This window comes from Streptomyces sp. NPDC001816 (assembly GCF_042892235.1).
Classification (GTDB): Bacteria; Actinomycetota; Actinomycetes; order Streptomycetales; family Streptomycetaceae; genus Streptomyces.
Map to the genome: position 1 here is coordinate 223,587 of NZ_JBIATY010000002.1, position 22,167 is coordinate 245,753.

25 protein-coding genes and 1 pseudogene are annotated in these 22,167 nt (G+C 72.4%); 14 read left to right on the forward strand and 12 right to left on the reverse strand.

Going from position 1 to position 22,167, the window contains the following annotated elements; genetic code table 11:
* The first annotated feature begins 23 nt into the window (after positions 1–23).
* The 11 genes from ACFYZZ_RS06675 to ACFYZZ_RS06725 all read left to right on the forward strand — a co-directional run bounded on the left by ACFYZZ_RS06675 (position 24) and on the right by ACFYZZ_RS06725 (position 10,610).
* Positions 24–1,586, forward strand: coding sequence for a sugar ABC transporter ATP-binding protein (locus ACFYZZ_RS06675; RefSeq protein WP_389172388.1), 1,563 nt, complete (start codon positions 24–26; stop codon positions 1,584–1,586).
* A gap of 4 nt (positions 1,587–1,590) precedes the next feature.
* The gene (locus ACFYZZ_RS06680; protein ID WP_389173648.1) at positions 1,591–2,634 is read left to right on the forward strand and encodes an ABC transporter permease; all 1,044 of its coding nucleotides are present in this window, start codon (positions 1,591–1,593) and stop codon (positions 2,632–2,634) included.
* Between the two features lie 95 nt (positions 2,635–2,729).
* Positions 2,730–4,064, forward strand: coding sequence for an L-fuconate dehydratase (locus tag ACFYZZ_RS06685; protein WP_389172390.1), 1,335 nt, complete (start codon positions 2,730–2,732; stop codon positions 4,062–4,064).
* Entirely contained in the window at positions 4,057–4,959 is a 903-nt protein-coding gene (locus ACFYZZ_RS06690; RefSeq protein ID WP_389172392.1) for an amidohydrolase family protein, read from the forward strand. Before ACFYZZ_RS06685 ends, ACFYZZ_RS06690 begins: the two co-directional genes overlap by 8 nt.
* Positions 4,950–5,387 (forward strand): RbsD/FucU domain-containing protein, encoded by a 438-nt coding sequence (locus tag ACFYZZ_RS06695; RefSeq protein ID WP_389172393.1) that lies wholly within the window; start codon positions 4,950–4,952, stop codon positions 5,385–5,387. Before ACFYZZ_RS06690 ends, ACFYZZ_RS06695 begins: the two co-directional genes overlap by 10 nt.
* Positions 5,384–6,427, forward strand: coding sequence for a zinc-binding dehydrogenase (locus tag ACFYZZ_RS06700; RefSeq protein WP_389172395.1), 1,044 nt, complete (start codon positions 5,384–5,386; stop codon positions 6,425–6,427). The genes ACFYZZ_RS06695 and ACFYZZ_RS06700 overlap by 4 nt, the downstream gene beginning before the upstream one ends.
* Positions 6,424–7,185: an SDR family oxidoreductase gene (locus ACFYZZ_RS06705; RefSeq protein ID WP_389172396.1), complete on the forward strand. Its 762-nt coding sequence runs from the start codon at positions 6,424–6,426 to the stop codon at positions 7,183–7,185. Before ACFYZZ_RS06700 ends, ACFYZZ_RS06705 begins: the two co-directional genes overlap by 4 nt.
* On the forward strand, positions 7,182–7,814 hold the full coding sequence (locus ACFYZZ_RS06710; protein ID WP_389172398.1) for a bifunctional 4-hydroxy-2-oxoglutarate aldolase/2-dehydro-3-deoxy-phosphogluconate aldolase: 633 nt from the start codon (positions 7,182–7,184) through the stop codon (positions 7,812–7,814). The genes ACFYZZ_RS06705 and ACFYZZ_RS06710 overlap by 4 nt, the downstream gene beginning before the upstream one ends.
* Positions 7,811–8,848 carry a sugar kinase gene (locus ACFYZZ_RS06715; protein ID WP_389172400.1) on the forward strand — a complete coding sequence of 346 codons (1,038 nt, stop codon included), beginning with the start codon at positions 7,811–7,813 and terminating at the stop codon, positions 8,846–8,848. The genes ACFYZZ_RS06710 and ACFYZZ_RS06715 overlap by 4 nt, the downstream gene beginning before the upstream one ends.
* A gap of 35 nt (positions 8,849–8,883) precedes the next feature.
* Entirely contained in the window at positions 8,884–9,897 is a 1,014-nt protein-coding gene (locus ACFYZZ_RS06720) for an aldo/keto reductase (protein ID WP_389172402.1), read from the forward strand.
* Positions 9,888–10,610, forward strand: a complete 723-nt coding sequence (locus tag ACFYZZ_RS06725) for a FadR/GntR family transcriptional regulator (protein ID WP_389172404.1) — start codon at positions 9,888–9,890, stop codon at positions 10,608–10,610. The genes ACFYZZ_RS06720 and ACFYZZ_RS06725 overlap by 10 nt, the downstream gene beginning before the upstream one ends.
* A 40-nt stretch (positions 10,611–10,650) precedes the next feature.
* Here the strand turns inward: ACFYZZ_RS06725 and ACFYZZ_RS06730 are convergent, their stop codons facing one another.
* From ACFYZZ_RS06730 to ACFYZZ_RS06755, 6 genes and pseudogenes are all read right to left on the reverse strand, one after another.
* Positions 10,651–10,821 carry a beta-L-arabinofuranosidase domain-containing protein gene (locus ACFYZZ_RS06730; protein WP_389172406.1) on the reverse strand — a complete coding sequence of 57 codons (171 nt, stop codon included), beginning with the start codon at positions 10,819–10,821 and terminating at the stop codon, positions 10,651–10,653.
* A gap of 53 nt (positions 10,822–10,874) precedes the next feature.
* Positions 10,875–11,006: pseudogene (locus ACFYZZ_RS06735) on the reverse strand (RICIN domain-containing protein); the annotation flags it as partial.
* A 315-nt stretch (positions 11,007–11,321) separates the two neighbouring features.
* Positions 11,322–12,287, reverse strand: a complete 966-nt coding sequence (locus tag ACFYZZ_RS06740) for a pirin family protein (protein WP_389172407.1) — start codon at positions 12,285–12,287, stop codon at positions 11,322–11,324.
* 61 nt (positions 12,288–12,348) lie between these two features.
* Positions 12,349–12,690 carry a hypothetical protein gene (locus tag ACFYZZ_RS06745; protein WP_389172409.1) on the reverse strand — a complete coding sequence of 114 codons (342 nt, stop codon included), beginning with the start codon at positions 12,688–12,690 and terminating at the stop codon, positions 12,349–12,351.
* Positions 12,687–13,379 carry an RNA polymerase sigma factor gene (locus ACFYZZ_RS06750; protein ID WP_389172410.1) on the reverse strand — a complete coding sequence of 231 codons (693 nt, stop codon included), beginning with the start codon at positions 13,377–13,379 and terminating at the stop codon, positions 12,687–12,689. Before ACFYZZ_RS06750 ends, ACFYZZ_RS06745 begins: the two co-directional genes overlap by 4 nt.
* A gap of 744 nt (positions 13,380–14,123) precedes the next feature.
* Positions 14,124–14,819 carry a type 1 glutamine amidotransferase domain-containing protein gene (locus tag ACFYZZ_RS06755; RefSeq protein WP_389172412.1) on the reverse strand — a complete coding sequence of 232 codons (696 nt, stop codon included), beginning with the start codon at positions 14,817–14,819 and terminating at the stop codon, positions 14,124–14,126.
* Positions 14,820–14,974: 155 nt separating this feature from the next.
* Here ACFYZZ_RS06755 and ACFYZZ_RS06760 point away from each other — a divergent pair, with 155 nt between their 5' ends.
* Complete coding sequence (locus ACFYZZ_RS06760; RefSeq protein ID WP_389172413.1) at positions 14,975–15,880, forward strand: LysR family transcriptional regulator; 906 nt, start codon at positions 14,975–14,977, stop codon at positions 15,878–15,880.
* 1 nt (position 15,881) lies between these two features.
* Here the strand turns inward: ACFYZZ_RS06760 and ACFYZZ_RS06765 are convergent, their stop codons facing one another.
* Both ACFYZZ_RS06765 and ACFYZZ_RS06770 read right to left on the reverse strand, forming a co-directional pair.
* Positions 15,882–16,439 (reverse strand): GNAT family N-acetyltransferase, encoded by a 558-nt coding sequence (locus ACFYZZ_RS06765; RefSeq protein ID WP_389172415.1) that lies wholly within the window; start codon positions 16,437–16,439, stop codon positions 15,882–15,884.
* A gap of 2 nt (positions 16,440–16,441) precedes the next feature.
* Entirely contained in the window at positions 16,442–17,032 is a 591-nt protein-coding gene (locus ACFYZZ_RS06770) for an HD domain-containing protein (RefSeq protein WP_389172417.1), read from the reverse strand.
* A gap of 61 nt (positions 17,033–17,093) precedes the next feature.
* On the opposite strand from ACFYZZ_RS06770, the gene ACFYZZ_RS06775 reads away from it, so the two are divergent.
* Together ACFYZZ_RS06775 and ACFYZZ_RS06780 are read left to right on the forward strand one after the other, a co-directional pair.
* Positions 17,094–17,768: a hypothetical protein gene (locus ACFYZZ_RS06775; RefSeq protein WP_389172418.1), complete on the forward strand. Its 675-nt coding sequence runs from the start codon at positions 17,094–17,096 to the stop codon at positions 17,766–17,768.
* 209 nt (positions 17,769–17,977) lie between these two features.
* Positions 17,978–18,343, forward strand: a complete 366-nt coding sequence (locus tag ACFYZZ_RS06780) for a cupin domain-containing protein (protein ID WP_389172420.1) — start codon at positions 17,978–17,980, stop codon at positions 18,341–18,343.
* Positions 18,344–18,374: 31 nt separating this feature from the next.
* Here the strand turns inward: ACFYZZ_RS06780 and ACFYZZ_RS06785 are convergent, their stop codons facing one another.
* The 4 genes from ACFYZZ_RS06785 to ACFYZZ_RS06800 all read right to left on the reverse strand — a co-directional run bounded on the left by ACFYZZ_RS06785 (position 18,375) and on the right by ACFYZZ_RS06800 (position 22,041).
* On the reverse strand, positions 18,375–18,554 hold the full coding sequence (locus ACFYZZ_RS06785; RefSeq protein ID WP_389172421.1) for a zinc-binding dehydrogenase: 180 nt from the start codon (positions 18,552–18,554) through the stop codon (positions 18,375–18,377).
* A 160-nt stretch (positions 18,555–18,714) separates the two neighbouring features.
* On the reverse strand, positions 18,715–19,689 hold the full coding sequence (locus tag ACFYZZ_RS06790) for a pyridoxal-phosphate dependent enzyme (RefSeq protein ID WP_389172423.1): 975 nt from the start codon (positions 19,687–19,689) through the stop codon (positions 18,715–18,717).
* A 148-nt stretch (positions 19,690–19,837) separates the two neighbouring features.
* A complete protein-coding gene (locus ACFYZZ_RS06795; protein ID WP_389172424.1) occupies positions 19,838–21,187 on the reverse strand; it encodes a VWA domain-containing protein in 1,350 nt (449 codons plus the stop codon).
* Positions 21,184–22,041: an AAA family ATPase gene (locus ACFYZZ_RS06800; protein WP_389172426.1), complete on the reverse strand. Its 858-nt coding sequence runs from the start codon at positions 22,039–22,041 to the stop codon at positions 21,184–21,186. The genes ACFYZZ_RS06795 and ACFYZZ_RS06800 overlap by 4 nt, the downstream gene beginning before the upstream one ends.
* Positions 22,042–22,167: the final 126 nt, after the last annotated feature.

Genomic DNA, 22,167 nt, shown 5'->3' on the forward strand with positions numbered 1-22,167 from the left:
CCCACGAGAACAAGGCGGTTGAGATGAGCGACGGGGAGCGAGCAGTCACCCCCGCGCCCGCCCCGGCGGACGGCGGGCGGGCACCCTCGGACCCGCCCGTCGTCGAGGCGACGGGCATAGTCAAACGATTCGGCCCCACGGTGGCCCTGAACGGCGCCCGGATCACCATCCGGCCCGGCGAGACCCACGCACTCGTCGGCCGCAACGGAGCCGGCAAGTCGACCCTGGTGTCGGTCCTCACCGGCCTTCAGGCCCCCGACGAGGGAACGGTGACCTTCGGCGGCGAGCCGGCCCCGCGGCTCAGCGACCGTGACGCCTGGCGGCAACGCGTGGCCTGCGTCTACCAGAAGTCGACGATCATCCCCACACTGACCGTCGCCGAGAACCTCTTCCTGAACCGGCACGACCACGGACAGAGCCGGCTCATCAGCTGGCAGGCCACCCGTCGCCGCGCACAGGACCTGCTGTCCACCTGGTCGGTGGACGTCGACCCGCAGACCCCGGCCGGTGATCTGAGCGTCGAGCAGCGGCAGTTCGTCGAGATCGCCCGCGCGCTGTCCTTCGGGGCCCGGTTCATCATTCTCGACGAACCGACCGCCCAACTCGACGGAGCGGCCATCAACCGCCTCTTCGACCGCATCCGCGACCTGCAACGCCAGGGCGTGACCTTCCTGTTCATCAGCCACCACCTCCAGGAGATCTACGAGATCTGCGACATGGTGACGGTGTTCCGCGACGCCCGGCACATCGTGACCGCACCGGTCGCGGAACTGCCTCGCGCCGACCTCGTCGCCGCCATGACCGGCGAGGCGGCGGCCGACCGGCGCGAGCAACGCACGAGCGTCCACGACCCCGGTGCCACGGCGGCACTGAGCGTTCGCGCTCTGCGGGGCGACGCGTACGACGACGTCAGCTTCCAGATCGGGGCCGGCGAGATCGTCGGCCTCGCGGGGGCGGCCGGCAGCGGTCGTACCGAGGTCGCCGAGACCGTCGTAGGACTTCGGGCGGCAGCGGAGGGCGAGGTGGAGATCGCCGGGAGGCGGCCCCGGCCGGGCAGCGTGCCCGCGGCGCTCGCCGCAGGCGCCGGGTTCGTCCCTCAGGACCGGCACCACCAGGGCTTCGTTCCCGGCATGTCGATCGCGGACAACGCCACCCTGTCCGTTCCCCGCAGGCTCGGCCAGGGCGGGTTCCTCAGCCGCAGCCGCCGGGACCGGCTCGCCGAGGGCATGATCGAGCACCTCGCGATCAAGACTCCCGGTCCCGAACTGCCCGTCTCCGCCCTGTCCGGAGGCAACCAGCAGAAGGTCGTCATGGCCCGCGCCCTCGCCGACGACCCCCGGCTGCTGGTCCTGATCAACCCGACCGCGGGCGTGGACGTGCGCTCCAAGGAGTTCCTCCTCGGCAAGGTCGAGGAGACCGCGGCCACCGGCACCGGAGTGCTCATCGCCTCCGACGAACTCGACGACCTGCGCATGTGCGACCGGGTCCTGGTGATGTTCCAGGGCCGTGTGACCTCAGAGATCGCCCGCGGCTGGCACGACCACGACCTCGTGGCCGCGATGGAAGGAGTGGACCTGCATGCCTGAACTGATGCCTGAAGCCGTCCTCGCGGACACCGCCGCTGCCAAGGGCACGGAGCCGGCGCCCAAGCGGACCGTGCTGCTCGGCGGCCGGATACCCCTGGCCCGGCTGCGCGACCTCGCGCTCGTCCCGGCCATCGTGGTCATCGCCATCGTCGGACAGATCGTCAACCCGGTCTTCCTCCAGGCCGACAACCTCATCAACGTCCTGCAGACCATGTCCGAGATGGCCCTGCTGGTCCTCGCCCAGACGATGATCCTGATCGTCAAGAAGATGGACCTGTCGCTCGAGTCCACCATGGGCCTCGCGCCCGGCGTCGCGGCCTGGCTGGTCGTGCCGGTCGGCGCGGGCCACGGACTCGGACTGCTCCCCGGCGCGTGGTCCGTTCCCGTCACCCTGGCCGTGGGCGCGCTCGTCGGCGTGATCAACGCCCTGCTGATCATCCGCTTCGGCCTCAACGGCTTCATCGTCACCCTCGGCATGCTGATCGTCCTGCGCGGCGTCCTCACCGGCATCTCCGGCGGCCAGACCTTCTTCCAGCTGCCGGAGTCGATGCTCTACCTCGGCACCGCCGAATGGTTCGGGATGCCCGCGTCCATCTGGATCTGCCTGGTGCTGTTCGCCGTCGCGATCGTGGTGCTCGGCTGGACCAGCTTCGGCCGCTCGCTGTACGCCATCGGCGGCAACGTGGACGCGGCGAAGGCGGCCGGCATCCGCACCGACCGGGTGCTGTGGATCGTCATCGTCACCGGCAGCGTGCTCGCCGCCCTCGCCGGACTGATGCTCTCCGGACGCCTGGCCTCCGTCGCCTCGGCGCAGGGCAACGGCTACATCTTCACCGTCTTCGCCGCCGCTGTCATCGGCGGGATCAGCCTCAACGGCGGCAAGGGCACCATGTTCGGCGCGTTCAGCGGGATCCTGCTGCTCTTCATGATCCAGAACGTGCTCACGCTCGCGGGTGTCCCCGCGCAGTGGATCGGCGCCCTCAACGGCCTGATCATCCTGGTCGCACTGACCATCTCGCGCATCACGGGCGGCAAGGTCCAGGAGTGAACCCGGCGGCCGTCCCGGCCGCCCGACACCCTTCGCCGCCCCGTCTCTCGTCGCAGGGGGCCGTATCACCCCTGCACCTCACAGGAGTTGCCGCCATGTCATCCGCCCTGTCCGCTTCACCGGCCTCTGCCCGTATCACCGCCCTGGACGTGCTGGACGTGCGTTTCCCGACGTCCGAGCACCTGGACGGGTCGGACGCGATGAACCCCGAACCCGACTACTCCGCCGCCTACGTCGTCCTGCGCACCGACGCCGGAGACGGCCTGGAGGGCCACGCCCTGGCCTTCACCACCGGCCGCGGCAACGACGTGCAGGCCGCAGCCATCGCCGCCCTCGCCCCGCACGTGGTGGGGCTCTCGGTCGAAGAAGTCTGCGCCGACCTCGGCAGGTTCTCCCGCTCCCTCGTGCACGACCCCCAACTACGCTGGCTCGGCCCGGAGAAGGGCGCCATCCACATGGCCACCGGCGCGGTCGTCAACGCCGCCTGGGACCTGGCCGCCAAGCGGGCCGGCAAGCCCGTATGGCGCTTTCTCGGCGAGATGTCATCCGAGGACCTGGTCGCGCAGGTCGACTTCCGCTGGCTGTCCGACGCCCTCACCCCAGAGGAGGCCCTGGAGATCCTGCGCCGCGCCGAGCCCGGCCGCGAACAGCGCATCGGCCGCCTGCTCGACCAGGGCTACCCCGCCTACACCACCACCCCCGGCTGGCTCGGCTACTCCGACGAGAAGCTGGCCCGCCTCGCCCGCGAGGCCGTCGCCGACGGCTTCACCCAGATCAAGCTGAAGGTCGGCGCGGACCTGGCGGACGACATACGGCGCATGCGCACCGCGCGCGAGACGGTCGGCGACTCCATCCGCATCGCCGTCGACGCCAACCAGAGATGGGACGTACAGGCCGCGATCGACTGGATGCGCGCATTGGCACCGTACGACCCGTACTGGATCGAGGAGCCCACCTCCCCCGACGACATCCTCGGCCACGCCGCCGTGCGCCAGGCCGTCAGCCCCATCAAGGTCGCCACCGGCGAGCACATCGCCAACCGGGTCGTCTTCAAGCAGCTCCTCCAGGCCGGCGCGGTGGACATCGTGCAGATCGACTCCGCGCGGGTAGGCGGCGTCAACGAGAACATCGCGATCCTGCTGCTAGCCGCCAAGTTCGGCGTCCCGGTCTGCCCGCACGCCGGCGGCGTGGGCCTGTGCGAGATGGTGCAGCACCTGTCGATGTTCGACTACGTGGCCGTCTCCGGCACGGTCGAGGACCGCGTCATCGAGTATGTCGACCACCTGCACGAGCACTTCGTCGACCCCGTCCGCATCGTCGACGGCCACTACCTCGCGCCGACCCTGCCCGGACTGAGCGCGCAGATGCACCCCGAGGCCCTCAAGGAGTACGCCTACCCCGACGGCCCCGTCTGGACCGCCCGTGCCTGACGCCCAGGCCCTCGTCGACGCCCACCACCACGTCTGGGACCTGGACGTCCGGCCGCAGCCCTGGCTGGACGAGCCCGGGCATGAGCCGATCCGCCGCACCTTCCGTTCGCACGACCTGCGATCGGCCGCGACCCGGCCGATCGCCGGACGGCGACTGACGAGCACGGTGGTGGTTCAGTGCATCACGTCCGTGCCCGAGACGCGCGACCTCCTCGCCCTGGCCGACAGCGACCCGCTGATCGGTGCCGTAGTCGGCTGGGCGGACCTGGCGTCCCCGGCGATCGGCGACGTACTCGACGACCTGCGGACCGGGCCCGCGGGCCGGTACCTGCGGGCCGTACGGCACGTCGTGCAGGGCGAGTCCGACCCGCACTGGCTCCAACGGCCGGACGTGGAAAGGGGGTTGCGAGCGGTCGGGGAGCGTGGGCTCGGATACGACGTGCTGGTCCGCAGCCACCAGCTCCCGCAGGCGATCCGTCTCGCGGAACGGCTCCCCGAACTGCCGCTCGTCCTGGACCACGCCGGCAAGCCGCCGATCGCGCGGCGGGAACTCACCGACTGGGCACAGCAGTTGCGGATGCTGGCCAGGCATCCCCAGGTCCGCTGCAAGGTGTCGGGGCTGATCACAGAGGCCGACCACGAGAAGTGGACCGGCGACGACATCCGCCCCGTGTGGGACGTCCTGCTCGCCGCCTTCGGTCCCGACCGGCTGATGTTCGGCTCCGACTGGCCGGTCTGCCTTCTCGCCGGCGGATGGAACCGCTGGGCCTCCACCGTCGAGGAACTCCTGGACGGCTGCTCCGGGACCGAGATCCACGCGGTGCTCGCCGGCACCGCGACCGCCTTCTACCGCCTGACCCCCGCCCCCAAGAAGGAGGGGACACCGTGCTCCTGACGGAACTGCTGCACCCCGGGATCCTCGAAGCCCTGGCCGGAGCCGGCCACGGCGCCCGCGTCCTGCTCGCCGACGGCCACTACCCCGCGAGCACCGCCACCGGCGAGCGCGCCAGGACCGTCCACCTCAACCTGGCCCCCGGTCTGCTCGACGTCACCACCGTGCTCGACGTCCTGCTGCGCGCCCTGCCCGTGGAGTCGGCCCACGTCATGGTGCCGCCCGAGGGCGAACCGGAACCGCCCGCCATCGCCGAGTACCGCTCGATGCTGGCGCCCCTCCCGGTCGACACGCTCGGCCGCTTCGAGTTCTACGACGCCGCCCGCTCGCCCGACCTGGCGCTGGCGATCGTCACCGCCGACACCCGTACCTACGCCAACCTGCTGCTGACCATCGGTGTCCGCGCTGAAGGGACCCTGACGACACGATGACTCTCGCCGTCCGCTACACCTCCGCCCGCACCCTGGACACGGCTCCCGCGCTCAGCGCGCCGCCCGGTCCGGGTGAGGTGGAGCTGGCCCCCGCCTACGTCGGCATCTGCGGCACCGATCTGCACATCTTCCACGGCGACATGGACGCCCGGGTCCACATGCCCGCCGTCCTGGGGCACGAGATGTCCGGCCGCGTCGTGAGCGTCGGTCCGGGCGTCGAGGGCTGGCAGACCGGTGACGCGGTCACGGTGATGCCGCTGCGCTGGGACGACACCTGCCCGGCCTGCCGCGCGGGCCATCAGCACATCTGCCAGCGCCTGGACTTCATCGGCATCGACTCCCCGGGCGCGATGCAGCAGCGCTGGACGGTGCCCGCCTCCACGCTGATCAGGCTGCCCGACTCCCTCCCCCTGGACCGGGCCGCGCTTGTCGAGCCGACGGCGGTGGCCGTGCACGACGTGGGCCGGGCCGCCGTGCGTGGGGGCGAGAAGGTCGTCGTGGTCGGCGGCGGCCCGGTCGGCATCCTCATCGCGCTGGTCGCGCGGGCCGCGGGCGCCGAGGTCCGGGTGGTGGAGCTGAGCGCGCACCGTCGGCTGCTGGCCGAGGAGTTGGGGCTGACGGCGTGGAACCCGGCCGACGACGACGTGCCGGCACTGGTGCGGGAGTGGACGGGGGAGGCGGGCGCGGACGTCGCCTTCGAGGTGTCCGGCGCGGCGGCCGGCGTGGACACGGCGGTGGACGTCCTCGGGGTGCGCGGCCGGTTGTGCCTTGTCGCCATCCACCCCCGCCCCCGCGAGGTCAATCTGCACCGCTTCTTCTGGCGCGAACTGACCCTGGTGGGCGCCCGGTTGTACGACCGCGGCGACTTCGAGCGCGCGGTGGCCCTGGTGGCCGACGGCACGATCCCGGCCGAGCGGCTCATCAGCAAGGTCGTCCCGCTCACGCAGGCGCCCGCAGCCTTCGAGGCCCTGGAGGGCGGCGGCGACGTGATGAAGATCCTCGTGGACTGCACCAGCGACACCGAGGGAGTGGCCGTATGACAGCCTTCGACCTCACCGGAAAGCTCGCCGTCGTCACCGGAGCCCGGCGCGGCATCGGCCGGGCCATGGCTCGCGCGCTCGCCGAGGCCGGCGCGGACGTCATCGGCGTCAGCGCCTCGCTGGAGGAGTCCGGCAGCGCGGTCGAGAAGGACGTCCTCGCCGCGGGCCGCTCCTTCGAGGCGATCCGCACCGACTTCGCCGACCCCGAGGCCGTACGGGCCCTGGGCGCGGACCTCGCTGCGCGCGAGCGGCCGGTGGACATCCTGGTCAACAACGCGGGGACGATCCGACGCGCTCCGGCCGTCGAACACAGCGACGCGGACTGGGAGTTGGTGCTCCAGGTCAACCTCAACGCGCAGTTCGGGCTGACCCGGGCCGTCGGCGCGGCGATGGTGGCCCGCGGCCAGGGGAAGATCATCTTCACGGCGTCGCTGCTCAGTTTCCAGGGCGGCATCACGGTCCCCGGCTACACCGCCGCCAAACACGGCATCGCCGGACTGACCAAGGCGCTGGCCAACGAGTGGGCCCCACGCGGGGTGAACGTCAACGCCCTCGCGCCCGGCTACATCGCCACCGACAACACCCAGGCACTGCAGGACGACCCGGTGCGCAGCAACGCGATCCTGGATCGCATCCCGGCCGGCCGCTGGGGCGACGCCGACGACCTGGCGGGCGCCACGGTGTTCCTCGCCTCCGACGCCGCCGCCTATATCCACGGCGTCGTCCTGCCCGTCGACGGCGGATGGCTCGGCCGATGACCGGCACCGACCTGGCCTCCGTACTGGCAGGAGCCCGTCTCCTGCCGGTGCTGACCGTGCCGTCCACCGCGACCGCCGGCCCGCTGGCCGACGCGCTCGCGGCGGGCGGCGCCCGGTGTGCCGAGGTCACCTTCCGCACCTCCGGCGCCGAGCAGGTGCTCAATTCGATGGCCGCCCATGGGGGGCTCACCGTCGGCGCCGGCACGGTCCTCACGCCCGAGCAGGCGGAGCGGGCCGTGGCGGCCGGGGCCCGCTTCGTGGTCTCGCCCGGCTTCGACGAGGAGGTCGTCGACAAGTGCCGGGAACTGGGGGTGCCCGTGGTGCCCGGCATCGCCACCGCCACCGAGCTGATGCGCGCCCTGCGGGCCGGCGTCGACACCGTCAAGCTGTTCCCCGCCGAACCGCTCGGCGGCCTGCGGACGCTGCGGGCGCTCGCGGCGCCCTTCCCCGGGACGCGCTTCGTACCGACCGGCGGGATCGACACCTCCCGCATGGCCGCCTACCTCGCCGACCCGGCGGTCCTCGCGGTCGGCGGCAGCTGGATGGCCACCGCCGCCCACCTGGAGCGGGGCGACTACGAGGAGATCCGCCGACTGACCGCCGAGGCGGTGGAGAGGAGCACGACGTGATCGACGTGGTGGCCCTCGGTGAGGTGATGCTGCGCTTCGACCCGGGTGAGGGACGGATCCGCACCGCCCGCTCCTTCCAGGTCTGGGAGGGCGGCGGCGAGTACAACGTGGTACGCGGACTGCGCCGCTGCTTCGGCCTGCGCACGGCCGTCGTGACCGCTCTCGCCGACAACGCGGTGGGCCGGCTGGTCGAGGACCTGATTCTCCAGGGCGGCGTCGACACCTCGCTGATCCGCTGGGTGCCCGACGACGGCATCGGCCGCACCGCCCGCAACGGCCTCAACTTCGTCGAGCGCGGCTACGGCATCCGCGGCGCGCTGGGCGTCAGCGACCGCGCTCACACCGCCGTCTCCCAGCTGCGGAAGGGAGACGTGGACTGGGACGCGGTGTTCTCGACCGGTGTGCGCTGGTTCCACACCGGCGGCATCTTCGCCGGCCTGTCCGACACCACGGTGGACGTCGCCGACGAGGCCATGGCCGCGGCCCGCCGCCACGACGTCACCGTCTCCTACGACCCCAACCACCGCCCCAGCCTCTGGGCCGGCCGGGGCGGCGCCGATCGGGCCCGCGAGGTCGACCTGCGGCTCGCCCGGCACGCCGACGTCGTGGTGGGCGCCCTGGGCCTGGCCGGGACGTACCCGGGTCAGGCGCGCATCGGGGCCGGCGAGGTGGCGGACGTGCTGGCCGAGGTGTCCGGCCTGCTGCCCGAGGCGAAAGTGCTGGCAACGACCCTGCGCGAGGTGCCCTCGGCCGGTGTCAACGACTGGTCCTCGGCCGCGTGGTCCGCCGAAACCGGCTTCGTCACCGGCCCGCGGATGCCCGGCCTGCAGGTTCTGGACCGCATCGGCTCCGGCGACGGCTTCGCCGCCGGCCTGATCCACGGACTGCTCAGCGGCACCGGCCTGGAGCGCGCCCTGGCCTACGGCACCGCCCACGGCGCGCTCACCATGACCACGCCCGGAGACGTCTCCATGGCCACGCTCGCCGAGGTCGAAGCGCTCATCGCGGGCGGATCGGCCCACGTCAGACGCTGATCGGCGCCTGTCACCCGTTACTCCAGGAGCACGTCTTGCACCAGCGGAAGATCCAGAACACGTCCGTCTCCCTCACCGAGCTCGGCTTCGGGGCCTCCGTGATCGGCAACCTCTACCGCGTCACCCCGGCCGACGACGCGACCGCCGCCGTCGATGCGGCCTGGGAAGCCGGCCTGCGGTATTTCGACACCGCACCGCACTACGGCCTCGGCCTCTCCGAGCGCCGTCTGGGCGCCGCCCTGCAAGGTCGCCCGCGGGACGAGTACGTCATCTCCTCCAAGGTGGGCAGGCTGCTGGTGCCCAACGAGGAACCGCGCGGCGTCGACACCGAGGGCTTCGTCGTACGGGACGACCTGCGCCGGCAGTGGGACTTCAGCCGCGACGGCGTACTCCGCTCCATCGAGGACACGCTGCAGCGCACCGGCCTGGACCGGCTGGACATCGTCTACCTGCACGATCCGGACGACCACTGGCGGCAGGCGGCCGAGGAGGCCATGCCCACGCTCGCGGAGTTGCGCGACCAGGGCGTGATCGGCGCGATCGGCGCCGGCATGAACCAGTCGGCGATGCTCGCCCGCTTCCTGCGCGAGACCGCCGCCGACGTGGTGATGCTCGCCGGGCGCTACACACTCCTGGACCAGTCGGCGCTGGACGACGTCCTGCCCGCCGCGCGGGAACTCGGCAAGAGCGTGGTGGCGGTAGGTGTGTTCAACTCGGGACTGCTCTCCCGCGACCGGCCCGTCGAGGGCATGAAGTACGACTACCAGGACGCCCCTCCGGCTCTGGTCGTCCGCGCTCGGGCGATCGCCGAGGTCTGCGCGGCACACGGGACCACCCTGCCCGCCGCCGCGATCGCCTTCCCGCACACGCACCCCAGTATCATCAACATCACCCTCGGCATGCGGAATCCGGAACAGGTCGTACGAAACGTGGAACTCCATGATCAGCGCGTCGCCGACGGTCTCTGGGACGACCTCCGAGCTCAGGGGCTGATCAGGTCGGACGTGCTCACGGAGCACGGTCGGGGGAGGGGTGTGCGGTGTCTCTGACGGACAAGGCCATCGAGCAGATCCGTGAGCTGATCCGGACCGGTGCGCTGCCTCCGGGCTCGAAGCTCCCACCGGAGCCGGACCTGGCCGCGCAGCTGGGCCTGTCCCGCAACCTCGCCCGTGAAGCGGTCAAGGCGCTGGCCGTCGCGCGGGTCCTGGAGGTCCGGCGGGGCGACGGCACGTATGTGACCAGCCTGCAGCCGAGCCTGCTGCTGGAGGGGCTCGGCGGCGCGGTGGAGCTGCTGCAGGGCGACTCGGTCGCCCTGCAGGACCTCATGGAGGTACGGCGGCTCCTCGAACCCATGGCCACGGCCCTTGCCGCCACGCGGATCTCCGATGAGCAACTGGCCGAGGTGAAGCGGCACCTGGACGCCATGCGCGAGGCCCGCGACGACGTCGAGCGGCTCAACGCCCACGACGCCGCCTTCCACCGCGCCGTGGTCTCGGCCACGGGCAACGAGACCCTCCTCACCCTCCTGGAAGGGATCTCCGGCCGCACCCTGCGCGCCCGCATCTGGCGCGGTCTGGTCGACGACAAGGCCGCGGGCCGCACCCTCGCCGAGCACGAGGCGATCTTCAACGCCCTGTCCACCCGTGACGCCACCCTCAGCCAGGCCGCCGCACTGCTGCACGTGAGCAACACCGAGCAGTGGCTGAGGGAGCACCTGCGCTCGGGCGAGGCGCTCCCCTTCGGGACGACAGAGGGGAAGTGAAGGGCGGGCGCCGCCTGCCCATGCCCTCGTTCTCCTGCGCTCACCCTGTCCGTACGGTGCCGTCCTTCGGCGTCGGATGCACGGACGAGAGAATGTGATTGACCGTCGCACGCTCGTAGTAGTCGAGCACCTCGGCGTCCGGGCGTTCGAGGAACAGCGCGCGGCTCAACTTGAGCATGCGGCTGGCGCCGCACTCGGCGATGCCCGCCACCGATGTTCTCCCGGGACCGGAACTCGGAAAGGGATCAGGTCCCTGGAGCGGGGTCATCCGGCGGTCGGAGTGGTCCACTTCTGGTTGGAGCCGCCGTTGCAGTCCCACAGCTGGAGCTGCGTGCCGTCGGCCGTGGAGTAGCCCGGAACGTCGAGGCAGCGACCGGAGGCGGGGTTGCGGTAGCCGGGAAGTCCAGCGGAGGAACGGCGACGGCCCACTTGTCGCCCCACTCACGCAACGCCAGCATCACCGGGACCCAAGTGGGGCGTGGATGGCGGTGCCGGACACGGTAGGCGATCGGAGCAAGGTGATCGGCGCCCTGGACTCAGCATTCGTCCGGCCAGAGCTGCCCTCGGATGCCCAGACCTTGGAAACGCGGATAGCCTCGGAGGGGTCCGTGCGACAGCATCCGGGGGCCCGCGCCACGAGGGGTCCTCGTGGCCGGACAGGCGGAGACACGGTCTCGAACTCCCTGGACGGGTGAATCGGGTTTTCCCGGATCAGCGCACCCTTCCGCGTGGCTTCAACGGCACCGGCGGCAGCTCGGGTGCGGGCAGCGGATCCCCGTCGTAGCCGTGCACCTCACCGAAACGGGTCCCCTTCATCCAGTCCTCGCGGGCCTGCTGGATCTCCTCCTGCGTACGCCCGACGAAGTTCCACCACATGATCAGCTCCTCGGCGAACGGCTCGCCGCCCAGCAGCATGATCCCGGCGTCCGACTCGGCGCGCAGCGGGAGTTCGGTGCGGCCGCAGCCGAGGTAGAGCAGCGAGCCGGGCAGCACCGGCACCCCGTCGACGTGCACCTCGCCGGACATGGCCAGCACGCCGTACTCGAAGTCCGGTACGAGGGGGAGGCGGAGGTCGGCGCCCCGGCTCAGGGCGAGGTCGGCGCCGACGATCGGGGTGAACGTCGTACCGGGGGAGGACGATCCGTCGAGGTCGCCGAGGATCACGGTCGCGGTCAGGCCGGGCGCGGTGACCGTGGGCAGTTCGGAGTGGTACTCGAACCTGGGGTCGGTGTGGCGGTGCTCGTCCGGGAGCGCGACCCACAGCTGGGCGCCGTGCAGGAAGCGGGCGTGCGACTTGGGGCTCTCCTCGGAGTGGCTGATGGCCCGGCCCGAGGTCATCAGGCCCAGCTGCTTGGGCCGGATCGTCTGGAGACTGCCGGTGGAGTCCCGGTGCAGCACCTCGCCCTCGTGCAGCCAGCTGACCGTCTGCAACCCGATGTGCGGATGCGGCGGGACCTGCATGCCGGGCTCGTCGGCGATGTCGTCGGGGCCGTAGTGGTCGACGAAGGCCCACGCGCCGATCATGCGCCGGCCGAGGTTCGGCAGCAGTCGGCGGACCTCGGTCGACTCCCCGAGTTTCACCAGGCGGGGGCTCAGCAGCTCGCGGACGGGTTCGGCGACGACGAATCCGCGGCCGCCGCACACGCTCGGTACGGGAGCGCGGTCAAGGTTGCTCATGCCGCCCAACTTAGCGTCAGGTCGTCTTCGTTGCCGAGCGTGTGGACGGGTGAGGCGCGGACTACGGCGTCGGGAAGGTAGGTGTCGGCTCGGCCCTGGACGGGTGGACGGGGCTGGGGTCCGGTGAGGGGGTGCCGATCGACGGCCGGGGGGAGCGGGCCGGCTCGGCCGGGTGGGGCGGGCCGCTGCGGACCGTGAAGAACACCAGAGCCGCCACCGCGGCCAGGGCCAGCAGTCCCACCGCGACCCGGCGTACGAGCACCCGGCGGGGGCGGACCGCTCCGGTCGGCGGGCGCTGCGGCCGCAGGTCGGCCGGGCCGACGGACTGTGCCCGGGCGGCGAGGGCGGCCCGCAGCCGCTCCTCGACCGGCTTCGGCGCGGTCCCGGTGCCGGACTCGTTCATCGCAGACCCTCCAGACGTCGGCCGAGGGCGTCCAGGGCCCTGCTGGCCGTGGACTTGACGGTGCCGCGCGACAGACCGAGCGTCGCCGCGATCTCGGCCTCGGACAGGTGCGACCAGTAGCGCAGGACCAGCACCTCACGCTGACGCGGGGTCAGCGTCCGCAGGGCCGCCAGCACCTCACGGTGGTCCTCGTGGAGCAGGACGTCCTCCTCCGGCGCGGGGGCGTGCTGCTCCGGTTCGGGGGTGTGCGCCCGTACGGTCCTGCGCCGCCGCAGCACCGAGCGGGCCGCGTTGACGACACTGGTCCGCAGGTACGCCTCCGGGTCGTCCAGCGAGCCGAGCCGGTGACCGTGGCGGCGGAACAGCGCCGTGAAGGCGTCCTGTACGACGTCCTCGGCCGTCGGCAGGTCGTCCACCAGCAGCACCGCCAGGCGCACCAGGGACAGCCGGCGGTGGTGGTACAACTCCTCGATGCCGGGAGGGTGTTCGGGGGCGACCACGCCCCGCGCCTCGGCGCCGTCACCGCTGTCGCGGGGTGCCGGGTCCGCCGTCGTACCGGCGCGTAGGCGCGTGAGGACGCGGGCCCGCAGCGCATGCGTGAACCTGCGCCAGGCCGGTGCGGCCTCGGACTGCGGAGTGCCGGCCCGGTCCCAGGGCAGGGCCGCCGCCGGTGGTGTCGCTGTCGTCATGGATCTCCCGACCGGGTGCGCGGGGAGCCGCACCGGGCGCCTCCCCGCGCACCGGCATGCCTCAGTGGTGCTGCGGAACCGGCGAAGGCGTCGCGTACCCGGTCGCGGGGACCGGACTCGGCGACGTCGGCCGGAGCCCGTGGCCGTGGCCGTGGGCAGGGCGCGGCACCGGGGCCGGGGCGGCCGTGGACGGGACTGGTGACGGGGTGGCCGTGGACGGGACCGGTGACGGGGAGGTCGGCACGGGTTGTGGCGTCCCCGGGTGCGTGGGGGACGGCATCGGGGTGGGCGTGCCTGTGTGGGGGGTGGTCGGCACCGGCGTCGGAGTGCCTGTGTGGGGGGTCGACGGCACCGGTGTCGGTGTCGCCGTACGGACCGGGGACGGCACGGGCGACGGCGTGGCAGGGCTCGTCGTGGTGTGGGATCCGGATCCGGCAGGGGCGCTGCTCTGGACCGCCTGGGCGGTCATGGTGCCGCCTACGGCCAGGGCCGCGCCCACGGCGGAGACCCCCAGGGCGGTACGCAGCCTGCGGATGCGGCGAGGGCGGGGGACACGGTGTGCGGACATGTGTTCCTTCGGTTGCTCGGGTCGCTCGGACATCGGTCGAAGTGGAGGCCTCCACCCCGACAGACGTCCGACCCCGGGCGAGGTTGCAGGCGACGGCCGACCAATTTTCCGCACATGTGGCCGGCCGCCGCTCAGCAGTACCTCGGCATCAGCCCAGCTGCATCAGCCGAGCTGCTTCAGCCGAGCTTCTTCAGCAGCTCCTCGGCGACCGGTGCCGAGGAGGCCGGGTTCTGACCGGTGACCAGGTTGCGGTCGACGACCAGGTGCGGTGCCCACGGCTCGGCCACCTGGACCTCGACGCCCGCCTCGGTCAGCCGGTCCTGGAGCAGCCACTTGGCCCGCTCGGCGAGTCCGCCCTGCCTCTCCTCATCATTGGTGAAGGCCGCCACCCGGTAGCCGGCGAAGGCGTTCGAGCCGTCGGCCCGCACCGCCGCGAGCAGCGCGGCCGGACCGTGGCAGACCACCGCCAGCGGCTTGCCCGAGTCCAGGGTCGCGGTCAGCAGGCGGCCCGAGTCGGCGTCCACCGCCAAGTCCTCCATGGGCCCGTGCCCGCCGGGGTAGAACACGGCGGCGAAGTCGTCGAGGTCGACCTCCGCCAGCTTCACCGGTTCCCGCAGCTCGGTCATCTCCTCCAGGGCGCGCGCCGTCTTGTCGGCCCCTTCCTGACCGCCGTTGAACTCGGGCGCGAGGCTCGCCCGGTCGACCGCGGGCACCACACCGCCCGGCGTGGCGACGACGACCTCGTGGCCTGCGGCCTTGAGGGCGCGGTACGGGACCACGGCCTCCTCGGCCCAGAAGCCGGTCGGGTGCGGGGTGCCGTCGGCGAGCGTCCAGTGGGTGGCGCCGGTCAGTACGAAAAGGATCTTCGACATGGGTCTTCTGCTCCCTGAACATTGCGCTTGTGGAACGTGCGCTTGTGCGGCAAACGTAGGCGACACCACCCATAGGCAACCAATGAAGCGGCGAATGGCAGACATAGGATCCCCTATGGGTCGCGCGGAGTGCGGTCCGGTGAATACTCGGCCTCGTGGACATCCCTGCTCTCGACCTGAACCTGCTGCGTACCTTCCTCGCGGTCTACCGATCCGGCTCCTTCACCGGCGCCGCCCGTCTGCTGGGCCTGTCGCAGCCGACGGTGACGACGCAGATGCGCACGCTGGAACGGCAGACCGGCCGGGAGCTGTTCGAACGGCTGCCGCGCGGGGTGGCGCCGACGCAGGTGGCCGAGGAACTGGCCGCCCGGATCGCCGCGCCCCTGGACGAGTTGGCCTCCGTCGCCGGTCCCGAGCCGGGAGAGGGGGCGCGCCCGGAGCCCGTCCACCTCGCTGGGCCCGCCGAGGTCCTCTGCACGACCGTCCTGCCCGCTCTGGCCCCGCTCGTCGCCGAGGGCGTACGGCTGCGGGTGGCCACCGGCCTGACCGATCCACTGCTGGACGAGCTGCGCGCGGGCCGCCACGACCTGGTCATCGCCACCACCCGCCCGCGTGGCCGCACGCTGCACGCCGTGCCGCTGACCGACGAGGAGTTCGTCCTGGTCGCCGCGCCCGTCTGGGCCGAGCGGCTGACGGACCGGCTGCCCGTCGAAGGGCCGGCCGCCCTGCACTCCGTACCCCTGATCACCTACGCCGAGGACCTGCCGATCGCCCGCCGCTACTGGCGGCACGTCTTCGGCCGACGCCTCTCCTGCACCGCCGCCGTGACCGTGCCCGACCTGCGCGGGGTGCTGGCGGTGGTGGTCGCGGGCGCGGGGTTCAGCGTGCTGCCCCGCTATCTGTGCGCGGACGAGCTGGCGTCGGGTGCGCTCGTGGAGCTGCTGGAACCGGAGGACCCACCGATCAACACGGGCTTCCTCGTCCAGCGTCCCGGCGCCTCGGACAACCCCGACGTGGTCCGCGTCCGTGAGCTGCTGCTGCGGTCGGGGCGGACCTGGTAGCTCACCCGCCGGGCCCGGACAGCCAGTCCGGTGCCAGCACCGACCAGATCTCCTCGTCGTGCCGCTTTCCCCGGTAGAGGTAACTCTCCCTGAGGACACCGTCCTTGCGCATGCCGAGCCGCCGGGCCACCGCGATGCTGGGCGCGTTCTCCGGCGACACCCACCACTCGACGCGGTGGATGCCCCGCTCCCGGACCGCCCAGTCGATGAGCACCCGGGCCGCCCGCGTCACCAGACCCCGGCCCACCGCCGCCGGCTCCAGCCAGCACCCCGCCTCGGCGATGCCCTGCGGCACGTCCATCCGGCGCAGGATCACCGCCCCGACCAGCGTGCCGCCGTACCGGATCCCCCGGATACGGCCGGCGTCGGCCGCCTCCTTCTCGGCGTACGCCTGAAGGAACGCCCGGCTGGACGCCACATCCGTGACCACCTCCGGCAGCCCGTTGTGCCGCCCGATGAACTCCCGCCCCCGGTCCACATGTTCGAGGAACTCCCCGGCCTGCCAAGGCCCGAGGGGACACAACTCGGCACCGTCGTCACCGAGGGGGATCGCGTACATGGTCACCTTCGAGCGAGGGGCTGGGACATCTGCCAAGCCAGCCTACGACCGGCCCCTTCGCCGATCCCCACGAGGACCTCGTCCAGCTCCAGAAACCACTCCCAGCACTCCCGCCCGTCGACTCCGGCCAGCCGACCCACGATCAAGTCCTCCAGTTCCGGCACGCGTTTGTCCTTCCACACCTTGTCGGCGAGACTCACGAGCAGGTCCTCCACGCCGGTCCCGGCCGCGGTCCAGGAGGCGTGCGTCCCGGCGAACCGGGCCAGCCCGGGCTCCACACCGTGGTTCAGCAGCAGTTCCCGCCCGGCCTCCTCGTGCCGTGCGCCCGGGCCGGACAGCTCGGCCACGTGCACGGCCTTGCCGATGTCGTGCGTCGCGGCACCGAAGAGCACGGCATCCGCGTCGAACTCCAGCCCCGGACAGTGCCGTTGCACCCGGTCCACGAGCTGTGCCGCCACGTCGTGCACCGCCCGGAGGTGGGCCACAAGACGTGGTGGGGCGTCAACTCGCGCCAACAGTGCGACGGCCTGCTCGGGAAGCGGCCGCAGCGGTGGGCCGACGGTGTCATCCATCGCGATCGACGCTGTGCTCATGACTGTCACCGTGCCAGAGTAAGCGTCGTCGGGCGTGACGGTCTGCGTACGGAGGGTGGTCGTGAACGCGGTGCACACGGGGTTTCTGCTCGGAACCGGGCTCTTCTGGAGTGTCACGTACGTGCTGTTGATCCGCACGGGGCTGCGGGAGCGCACGTTCGGGATGCCTGTCGTCGCGTTCGCGACGAACGTCAGCTGGGAGTTCATGTTCGCGTTCGTGCGGCCGCCGTCCGGGGTCATGCATGTGATCAACATCGTCTGGTTCTGCTTCGACCTCGCCATCGGCTACACCGTCGTACGCTTCGGGCGGTCCGAATTCCCCTACCTGCCCGACCGGTTGTTCCTGCCCGCGCTGGCCGTCCTGCTCGCCCTCGCCTACCCGGGCATGAACTACGCGTCCGAGCAGTTCGACGAGGGTGTCGGTGCGATCACCGCGTTCGGCAGCAACCTGGCCATGTCCGGGATGTTCCTGGCGATGCTGGCCGCCCGCCGCGGCACGCGCGGCCAGTCGGTGGGAACCGCCGTGACCAAGCTGCTGGGCACCGCCTGCGCCTCGGTCTCGATGCTCACCGACCCCGACGGGGATCCGCGCTACGACAACGCCCTCATGTACTACCTCTACCTCGGCTGCCTCGTCCTCGATCTCGCCTATGTCTACGCGGTGTTCACCGTAGGGCGCGCCGAGCGGACCGCCGATGCGGTCGGGGTGCCGGCGCAGAGTGCCGTCCGGCGCTGACGTGTAGCGGGAGACGATGAGGAGCGGGAGTGTCGGCCCACGGTGACAACGTTGTCTTCGGCGTGCTGCGTCGTCCGCCCGAATGGCGACTCCCAGTTGACGGGCAGACGATGGTGTCGTGGGGTGCGGCCGCCGTCGGAACGCCGGTGCCGCCGGGAGACGGCGACCCGCCCGGGCCGTGGTGAGCGGCCGGAAGGGAGGACATCGTCATGTTGGAAGTGAAGACGGTAGACAAGCCGGACGAGCGGCGTGACTTTCCCCGGGGTCATCTCGAAGCCGTCCACCTGACCGGGCTCGACTTCGCCGTGGGCACGTTCGAACCGGGCTGGCGCTGGTCCGAGTCCGTGGCGCCGATCGCGGGCACCGAAAGCTGCCAGTTCCCGCACAGCGCCTATGTCGTTCAGGGTCGGCTGCACATCCGCATGGACGACGGCGGTGAGGGTGAGGTAGGTCCCGGCGATGTCTTCATGTGCCCGCCCGGGCACGACGCGTGGGTCGTGGGAGACGAGCAGGTCGTGGTGTACGACTTCGCGGGACCCACGGCGAAGGACTACGCGAAGGCTTCGGGGACCTGACACGTCCCGCAGGTGCCCCGCGGTGCGCCCGTCACCGCGGGGCACCAGTGCGTCGGGGCCGCCCCGGCCAGGCCGTGACGACGACCTTCCCGCGCGCGTGCTCCTCCCCCAGGTACCGGACGGCCTCGGGCGCCTCGCCCAGCGGGTACGTCCGGTCGATCACCGGGGCGAGCTTCCCGGAGCCGGCCGGCTCGCGCAGCTCCGCCGGCACCGCCTTGCCCGGTGCCGGGCCGATGAGCGGACGCAGGCGGCCGGCCGCAAGGTCGAGGACGACGTCGTACCGCCGCCCGCCGCGCGGCCGGGGATCGGGGAAGCGCCGTAGCCCCGGGGGGAGTACGAGCGCGGTTGCGTGTAGGGGGCCGGCTGGTGTCTCAGCGGCCGTGGGTGAGGACCCCCTCCTCTGCGTAGGCGACTGCGTCCGCGTGCCCGAACAGGCCGGGCAGCCCGCCGGTGTGCACGAACACCGTCTTCTCGCCGGGCCGTACGTCACCGTCCCGTACGGCGGCGGCCAGCCCGGCGAGGGCCCGGCCGGTGTAGGTCGGGTCGAGGATGATCCCCTCGGTGCGGGCGGCGAGCCGGAGCGCCTGTGCCACCGGACCGGTCAGCGCCGCGTACCCGCTGCCCACCTGGTCCCGGCGCACCCGCAGCCGGTCCGCCACGACCTGCTCCGCGGTGAGCGGGGCCGCGAACTCCTCGACCGCGGCGGCCGGGTCGGCCAGCGCGCCCACGTCGACACCGAGCACCGACTCCGTGCCGAGGGCGGCGACCAGCCCCGCCATCGTGCCGCCCGAGCCGAGCGCGACCACCGCCGTCCGCAGGCCGGGCACCTGCCCGCGCAGCTCCTCGCCGCAGCGCACATAGCCCCGTGCGCCCAGCGTGCTGGACCCGCCGAACGGGATCAGCGCGGGACGGGCACCGCCGGCCCGCAGCCCTGCGCACACCTCGGCCGCCGCGGCGTCGAGTCCGGTCTGGTCCACGTCGCCCGCCCAGGCGAGCCGGGCCCCCAACAGGCCGTCCAGGGCGAGGTTCCCGGACCGGGACCGCCCCGGCGCGCCGCGCAGTACGAGGACGGCGTCCAGGCCCAGCCGGGCGGCCGCGGCGGCCGTCAGCCGGGCGTGGTTGCTCTGCGCGGCGCCCGTGGTCACGAGGGTGTCCGCGCCCTCGGCCAGCGCCGCGCCGGCGAGCCACTCCAGCTTGCGGATCTTGTTCCCGCCACCGCCCAGGCCGGTCAGGTCGTCCCGCTTGACCCACAGGTCGTCCGGACCGAGCCCGAGAGCGGCGGCGAGCCGGGGCGCCGGTTCGACGGGGGTCGGGAAGGTGCCGAGCTGCACGGGCTGGTGGCTCATGTCGTACGTCCTCGTCTGCCGGGCGGATGGCGGATGGCGGATGGCGCCTGGGGCTGGGGTGGGTGGTTGGAGGGCCGATGGCAAGCTGCTGGCTGCCTGGCTCATGGCGGGCGGCGAGGTCCAGTCGATCATGCCCGGCCGCCCCGCGTCACACCGGCAGCAGCCGTCCGATCAGCGCGCCGAGCTGCCGGGCCGTGCGGCACTCGTGCATCTCCACCAGCTCGGCGTAGGCGGGCGCCGCCGAGTCACCGGTGCCCCACTGGGCGCGCGGCTCGGGGTTCAGCCAGTAGACGCGCCGGGCGCTCCGGGCGAGTTCGCGGACGGCGGGCAGGTTCGGGTCGCTCATGTTGGTGCGGGCGTCGCCGAGGACGAAGACGGTGGTGCGCGGGCCGACCGCGGCGCCGTACCGCTCGGTGAACTCACCCAGGGCGACGCCGTAGTCGCTGCTGCCGTGCCAGCCAGTGAGCGTGGCCTCCGCGCGGATCCGGGCGCCGAGCCCTTCCGGGTCGGCGCGGCCGTGGTCGAGCAGGCCGGTCACCTCGTCGAGGCGGTTGACGAAGGCGAACACCCGCACCTTGCTGAACTGGTCGTGCAGCGCCTGCACCAGCAGCATCGTGAAGTCCGAGAACCCGGACACCGAGCCCGACACATCGCACAGCAGCACCAGTTCGGGCCGGGCCGGACGGCGCCGGCGCAGCACCGGCCGCATCGGCACCCCGCCCGTGGACAGCGAGGAGCGCAGGGTGCGGCGCAGGTCGATCGTGCCGCGCGCGGCCCGGCGGCGGCGCGCGGCCAGCCGGGTCGCGAGCTTGCGGGCCAGCGGCTGAACCGTCCTGCGCAGCTCGGCCAGTTGGTCCCGGCCGGCGTACAGGAAGTCCACGCGGTCGGCGGTCGGCGCGACGGCCAGCCGGGCGATCTCGTCCCGGTCGCGCCGCTCGGCGACCCGGCGCCGCGCCTCCACCGCGACCAGCTGCCGGAACGCCTCGATACGGCGCCGGATCTCGTCGTCCAGCAGCCGGTCCGCGAACCCCGTGCCCCCGTCCCGGCCCCTGATGTCGGCCCGCACCCGGGCCAGCAGGGTCTGCGGGCGGAGCCGGTCCAGGGTCTGGTACGACGACCAGCCGTCCGACCCCGGCGAACTCCCGTACCCGCCCATGCCGTCCACGGCCTCGGCCGCCAGCCGAGCCATCAGCGACCGGTCGTCGGTGGCCAGCGCCTCGGCGAGCCGGTCGCGCAGCTCGTCCCGGCCCGCCTGTTCCGTGCCCGGACCGCCTACGCCGCGCGGGAAGTACAGGTCGAAGACCGGATCGAACACCACCCGCTGTCCCGGCCCGTGCAGCAGGGTCGCGGCCAGCCCCTCCCGCAGCAGGTCCCGGTCGGCGAACCCGAGGGCCGCCACGGCGAGGGCCGCGTCGACGGTCTCCCCGGTGCCGATCCGGACGCCGTGCGCGCGCAGCGCCCCGACCAGCCCGGTGATCCGCTCCTCGACACCGCTCACAGCGCGTCCAGGTCCAGCTTGGCCGCGGCCTTCTGCACGTCGTCCTGGTGCTTGAGGATCACGCCCAGGGTGTCGCGTACGACGGTCTCGTCCAGGGTGTCGGCGCCCAGGGCCAGCAGGGTGCGCGCCCAGTCGATGGTCTCGGCGATCGACGGCACCTTGCGCAGGTCCATCGCGCGCAGCGCCCCGACCACCCGCACCACCGACTCGGCCAGCGCCGCATCGAGCCCGGGCACCTTCAGCCGTACGATCCGCCGCTCCAGCTCCTCCTCGGGGAACCCGATGTGCAGGAACAGACAGCGGCGGCGCAGCGCCTCGGACAGCTCGCGGCCCGCGTTGGAGGTGAGCACGACGAACGGGCGGCGGGTCGCGGCGATGGTGCCCAGCTCGGGGACCGTGACCTGGAAGTCGCTGAGCACCTCCAGCAGCAGGCCCTCCATCTCCACGTCGGCCTTGTCGGTCTCGTCGATCAGCAGCACGGTCGGCTCGTCGCCGCGGATCGCGGTCAGCAGCGGGCGGGGGAGCAGGAACTCCTCGCTGAAGATGTCGGTGCGGGTCTCGTCCCAGCTCTCGTCGCGGCCCGCGCTGATGCGCAGCAGCTGCTTGGCGTGGTTCCACTCGTACAGCGCCCGGGACTCGTCCACGCCCTCGTAGCACTGCAGCCGTACCAGCCGTGCCTCCGTGACCTGGGCGACGGCCTTGGCCAGCTCGGTCTTGCCGACGCCTGCGGGGCCCTCCACCAGCAGCGGCTTGCCCAGCCGGGCAGCGAGGAAGACGGTCGTGGCGACGGCGGGCGAGGCGAGGTACCCGGTCTCGGCGAGGCGGGCGGAGACGTCGTCGACGGATGAGAACAACGGGGCCTCCGGCTGGTTCGGGATCTGTGTCCGGTCTACGTCAGGGCACTATCTAAGCGCTTGTTCACCGTCCTTGTCACGGAATTCCTCGGGCGTCCGGCGATGCGTATACCGATCGGTTTCCGT

Bases quoted from the DNA above. Each gene is read 5' to 3' on its own strand.
- ACFYZZ_RS06675 (WP_389172388.1), top strand. From the start codon at position 24: ATGAGCGACGGGGAGCGAGCAGTCACCCCCGCGCCCGCCCCGGCGGAC.
- ACFYZZ_RS06680 (WP_389173648.1), top strand. From the start codon at position 1,591: ATGCCTGAAGCCGTCCTCGCGGACACCGCCGCTGCCAAGGGCACGGAG.
- ACFYZZ_RS06685 (WP_389172390.1), top strand. From the start codon at position 2,730: ATGTCATCCGCCCTGTCCGCTTCACCGGCCTCTGCCCGTATCACCGCC.
- ACFYZZ_RS06700 (WP_389172395.1), top strand. From the start codon at position 5,384: ATGACTCTCGCCGTCCGCTACACCTCCGCCCGCACCCTGGACACGGCT.
- ACFYZZ_RS06705 (WP_389172396.1), top strand. From the start codon at position 6,424: ATGACAGCCTTCGACCTCACCGGAAAGCTCGCCGTCGTCACCGGAGCC.
- ACFYZZ_RS06710 (WP_389172398.1), top strand. From the start codon at position 7,182: ATGACCGGCACCGACCTGGCCTCCGTACTGGCAGGAGCCCGTCTCCTG.
- ACFYZZ_RS06740 (WP_389172407.1), bottom strand. From the start codon at position 12,287: ATGAGCAACCTTGACCGCGCTCCCGTACCGAGCGTGTGCGGCGGCCGC.
- ACFYZZ_RS06745 (WP_389172409.1), bottom strand. From the start codon at position 12,690: ATGAACGAGTCCGGCACCGGGACCGCGCCGAAGCCGGTCGAGGAGCGG.
- ACFYZZ_RS06750 (WP_389172410.1), bottom strand. From the start codon at position 13,379: ATGACGACAGCGACACCACCGGCGGCGGCCCTGCCCTGGGACCGGGCC.
- ACFYZZ_RS06755 (WP_389172412.1), bottom strand. From the start codon at position 14,819: ATGTCGAAGATCCTTTTCGTACTGACCGGCGCCACCCACTGGACGCTC.
- ACFYZZ_RS06765 (WP_389172415.1), bottom strand. From the start codon at position 16,439: ATGTACGCGATCCCCCTCGGTGACGACGGTGCCGAGTTGTGTCCCCTC.
- ACFYZZ_RS06770 (WP_389172417.1), bottom strand. From the start codon at position 17,032: ATGAGCACAGCGTCGATCGCGATGGATGACACCGTCGGCCCACCGCTG.
- ACFYZZ_RS06780 (WP_389172420.1), top strand. From the start codon at position 17,978: ATGTTGGAAGTGAAGACGGTAGACAAGCCGGACGAGCGGCGTGACTTT.
- ACFYZZ_RS06790 (WP_389172423.1), bottom strand. From the start codon at position 19,689: ATGAGCCACCAGCCCGTGCAGCTCGGCACCTTCCCGACCCCCGTCGAA.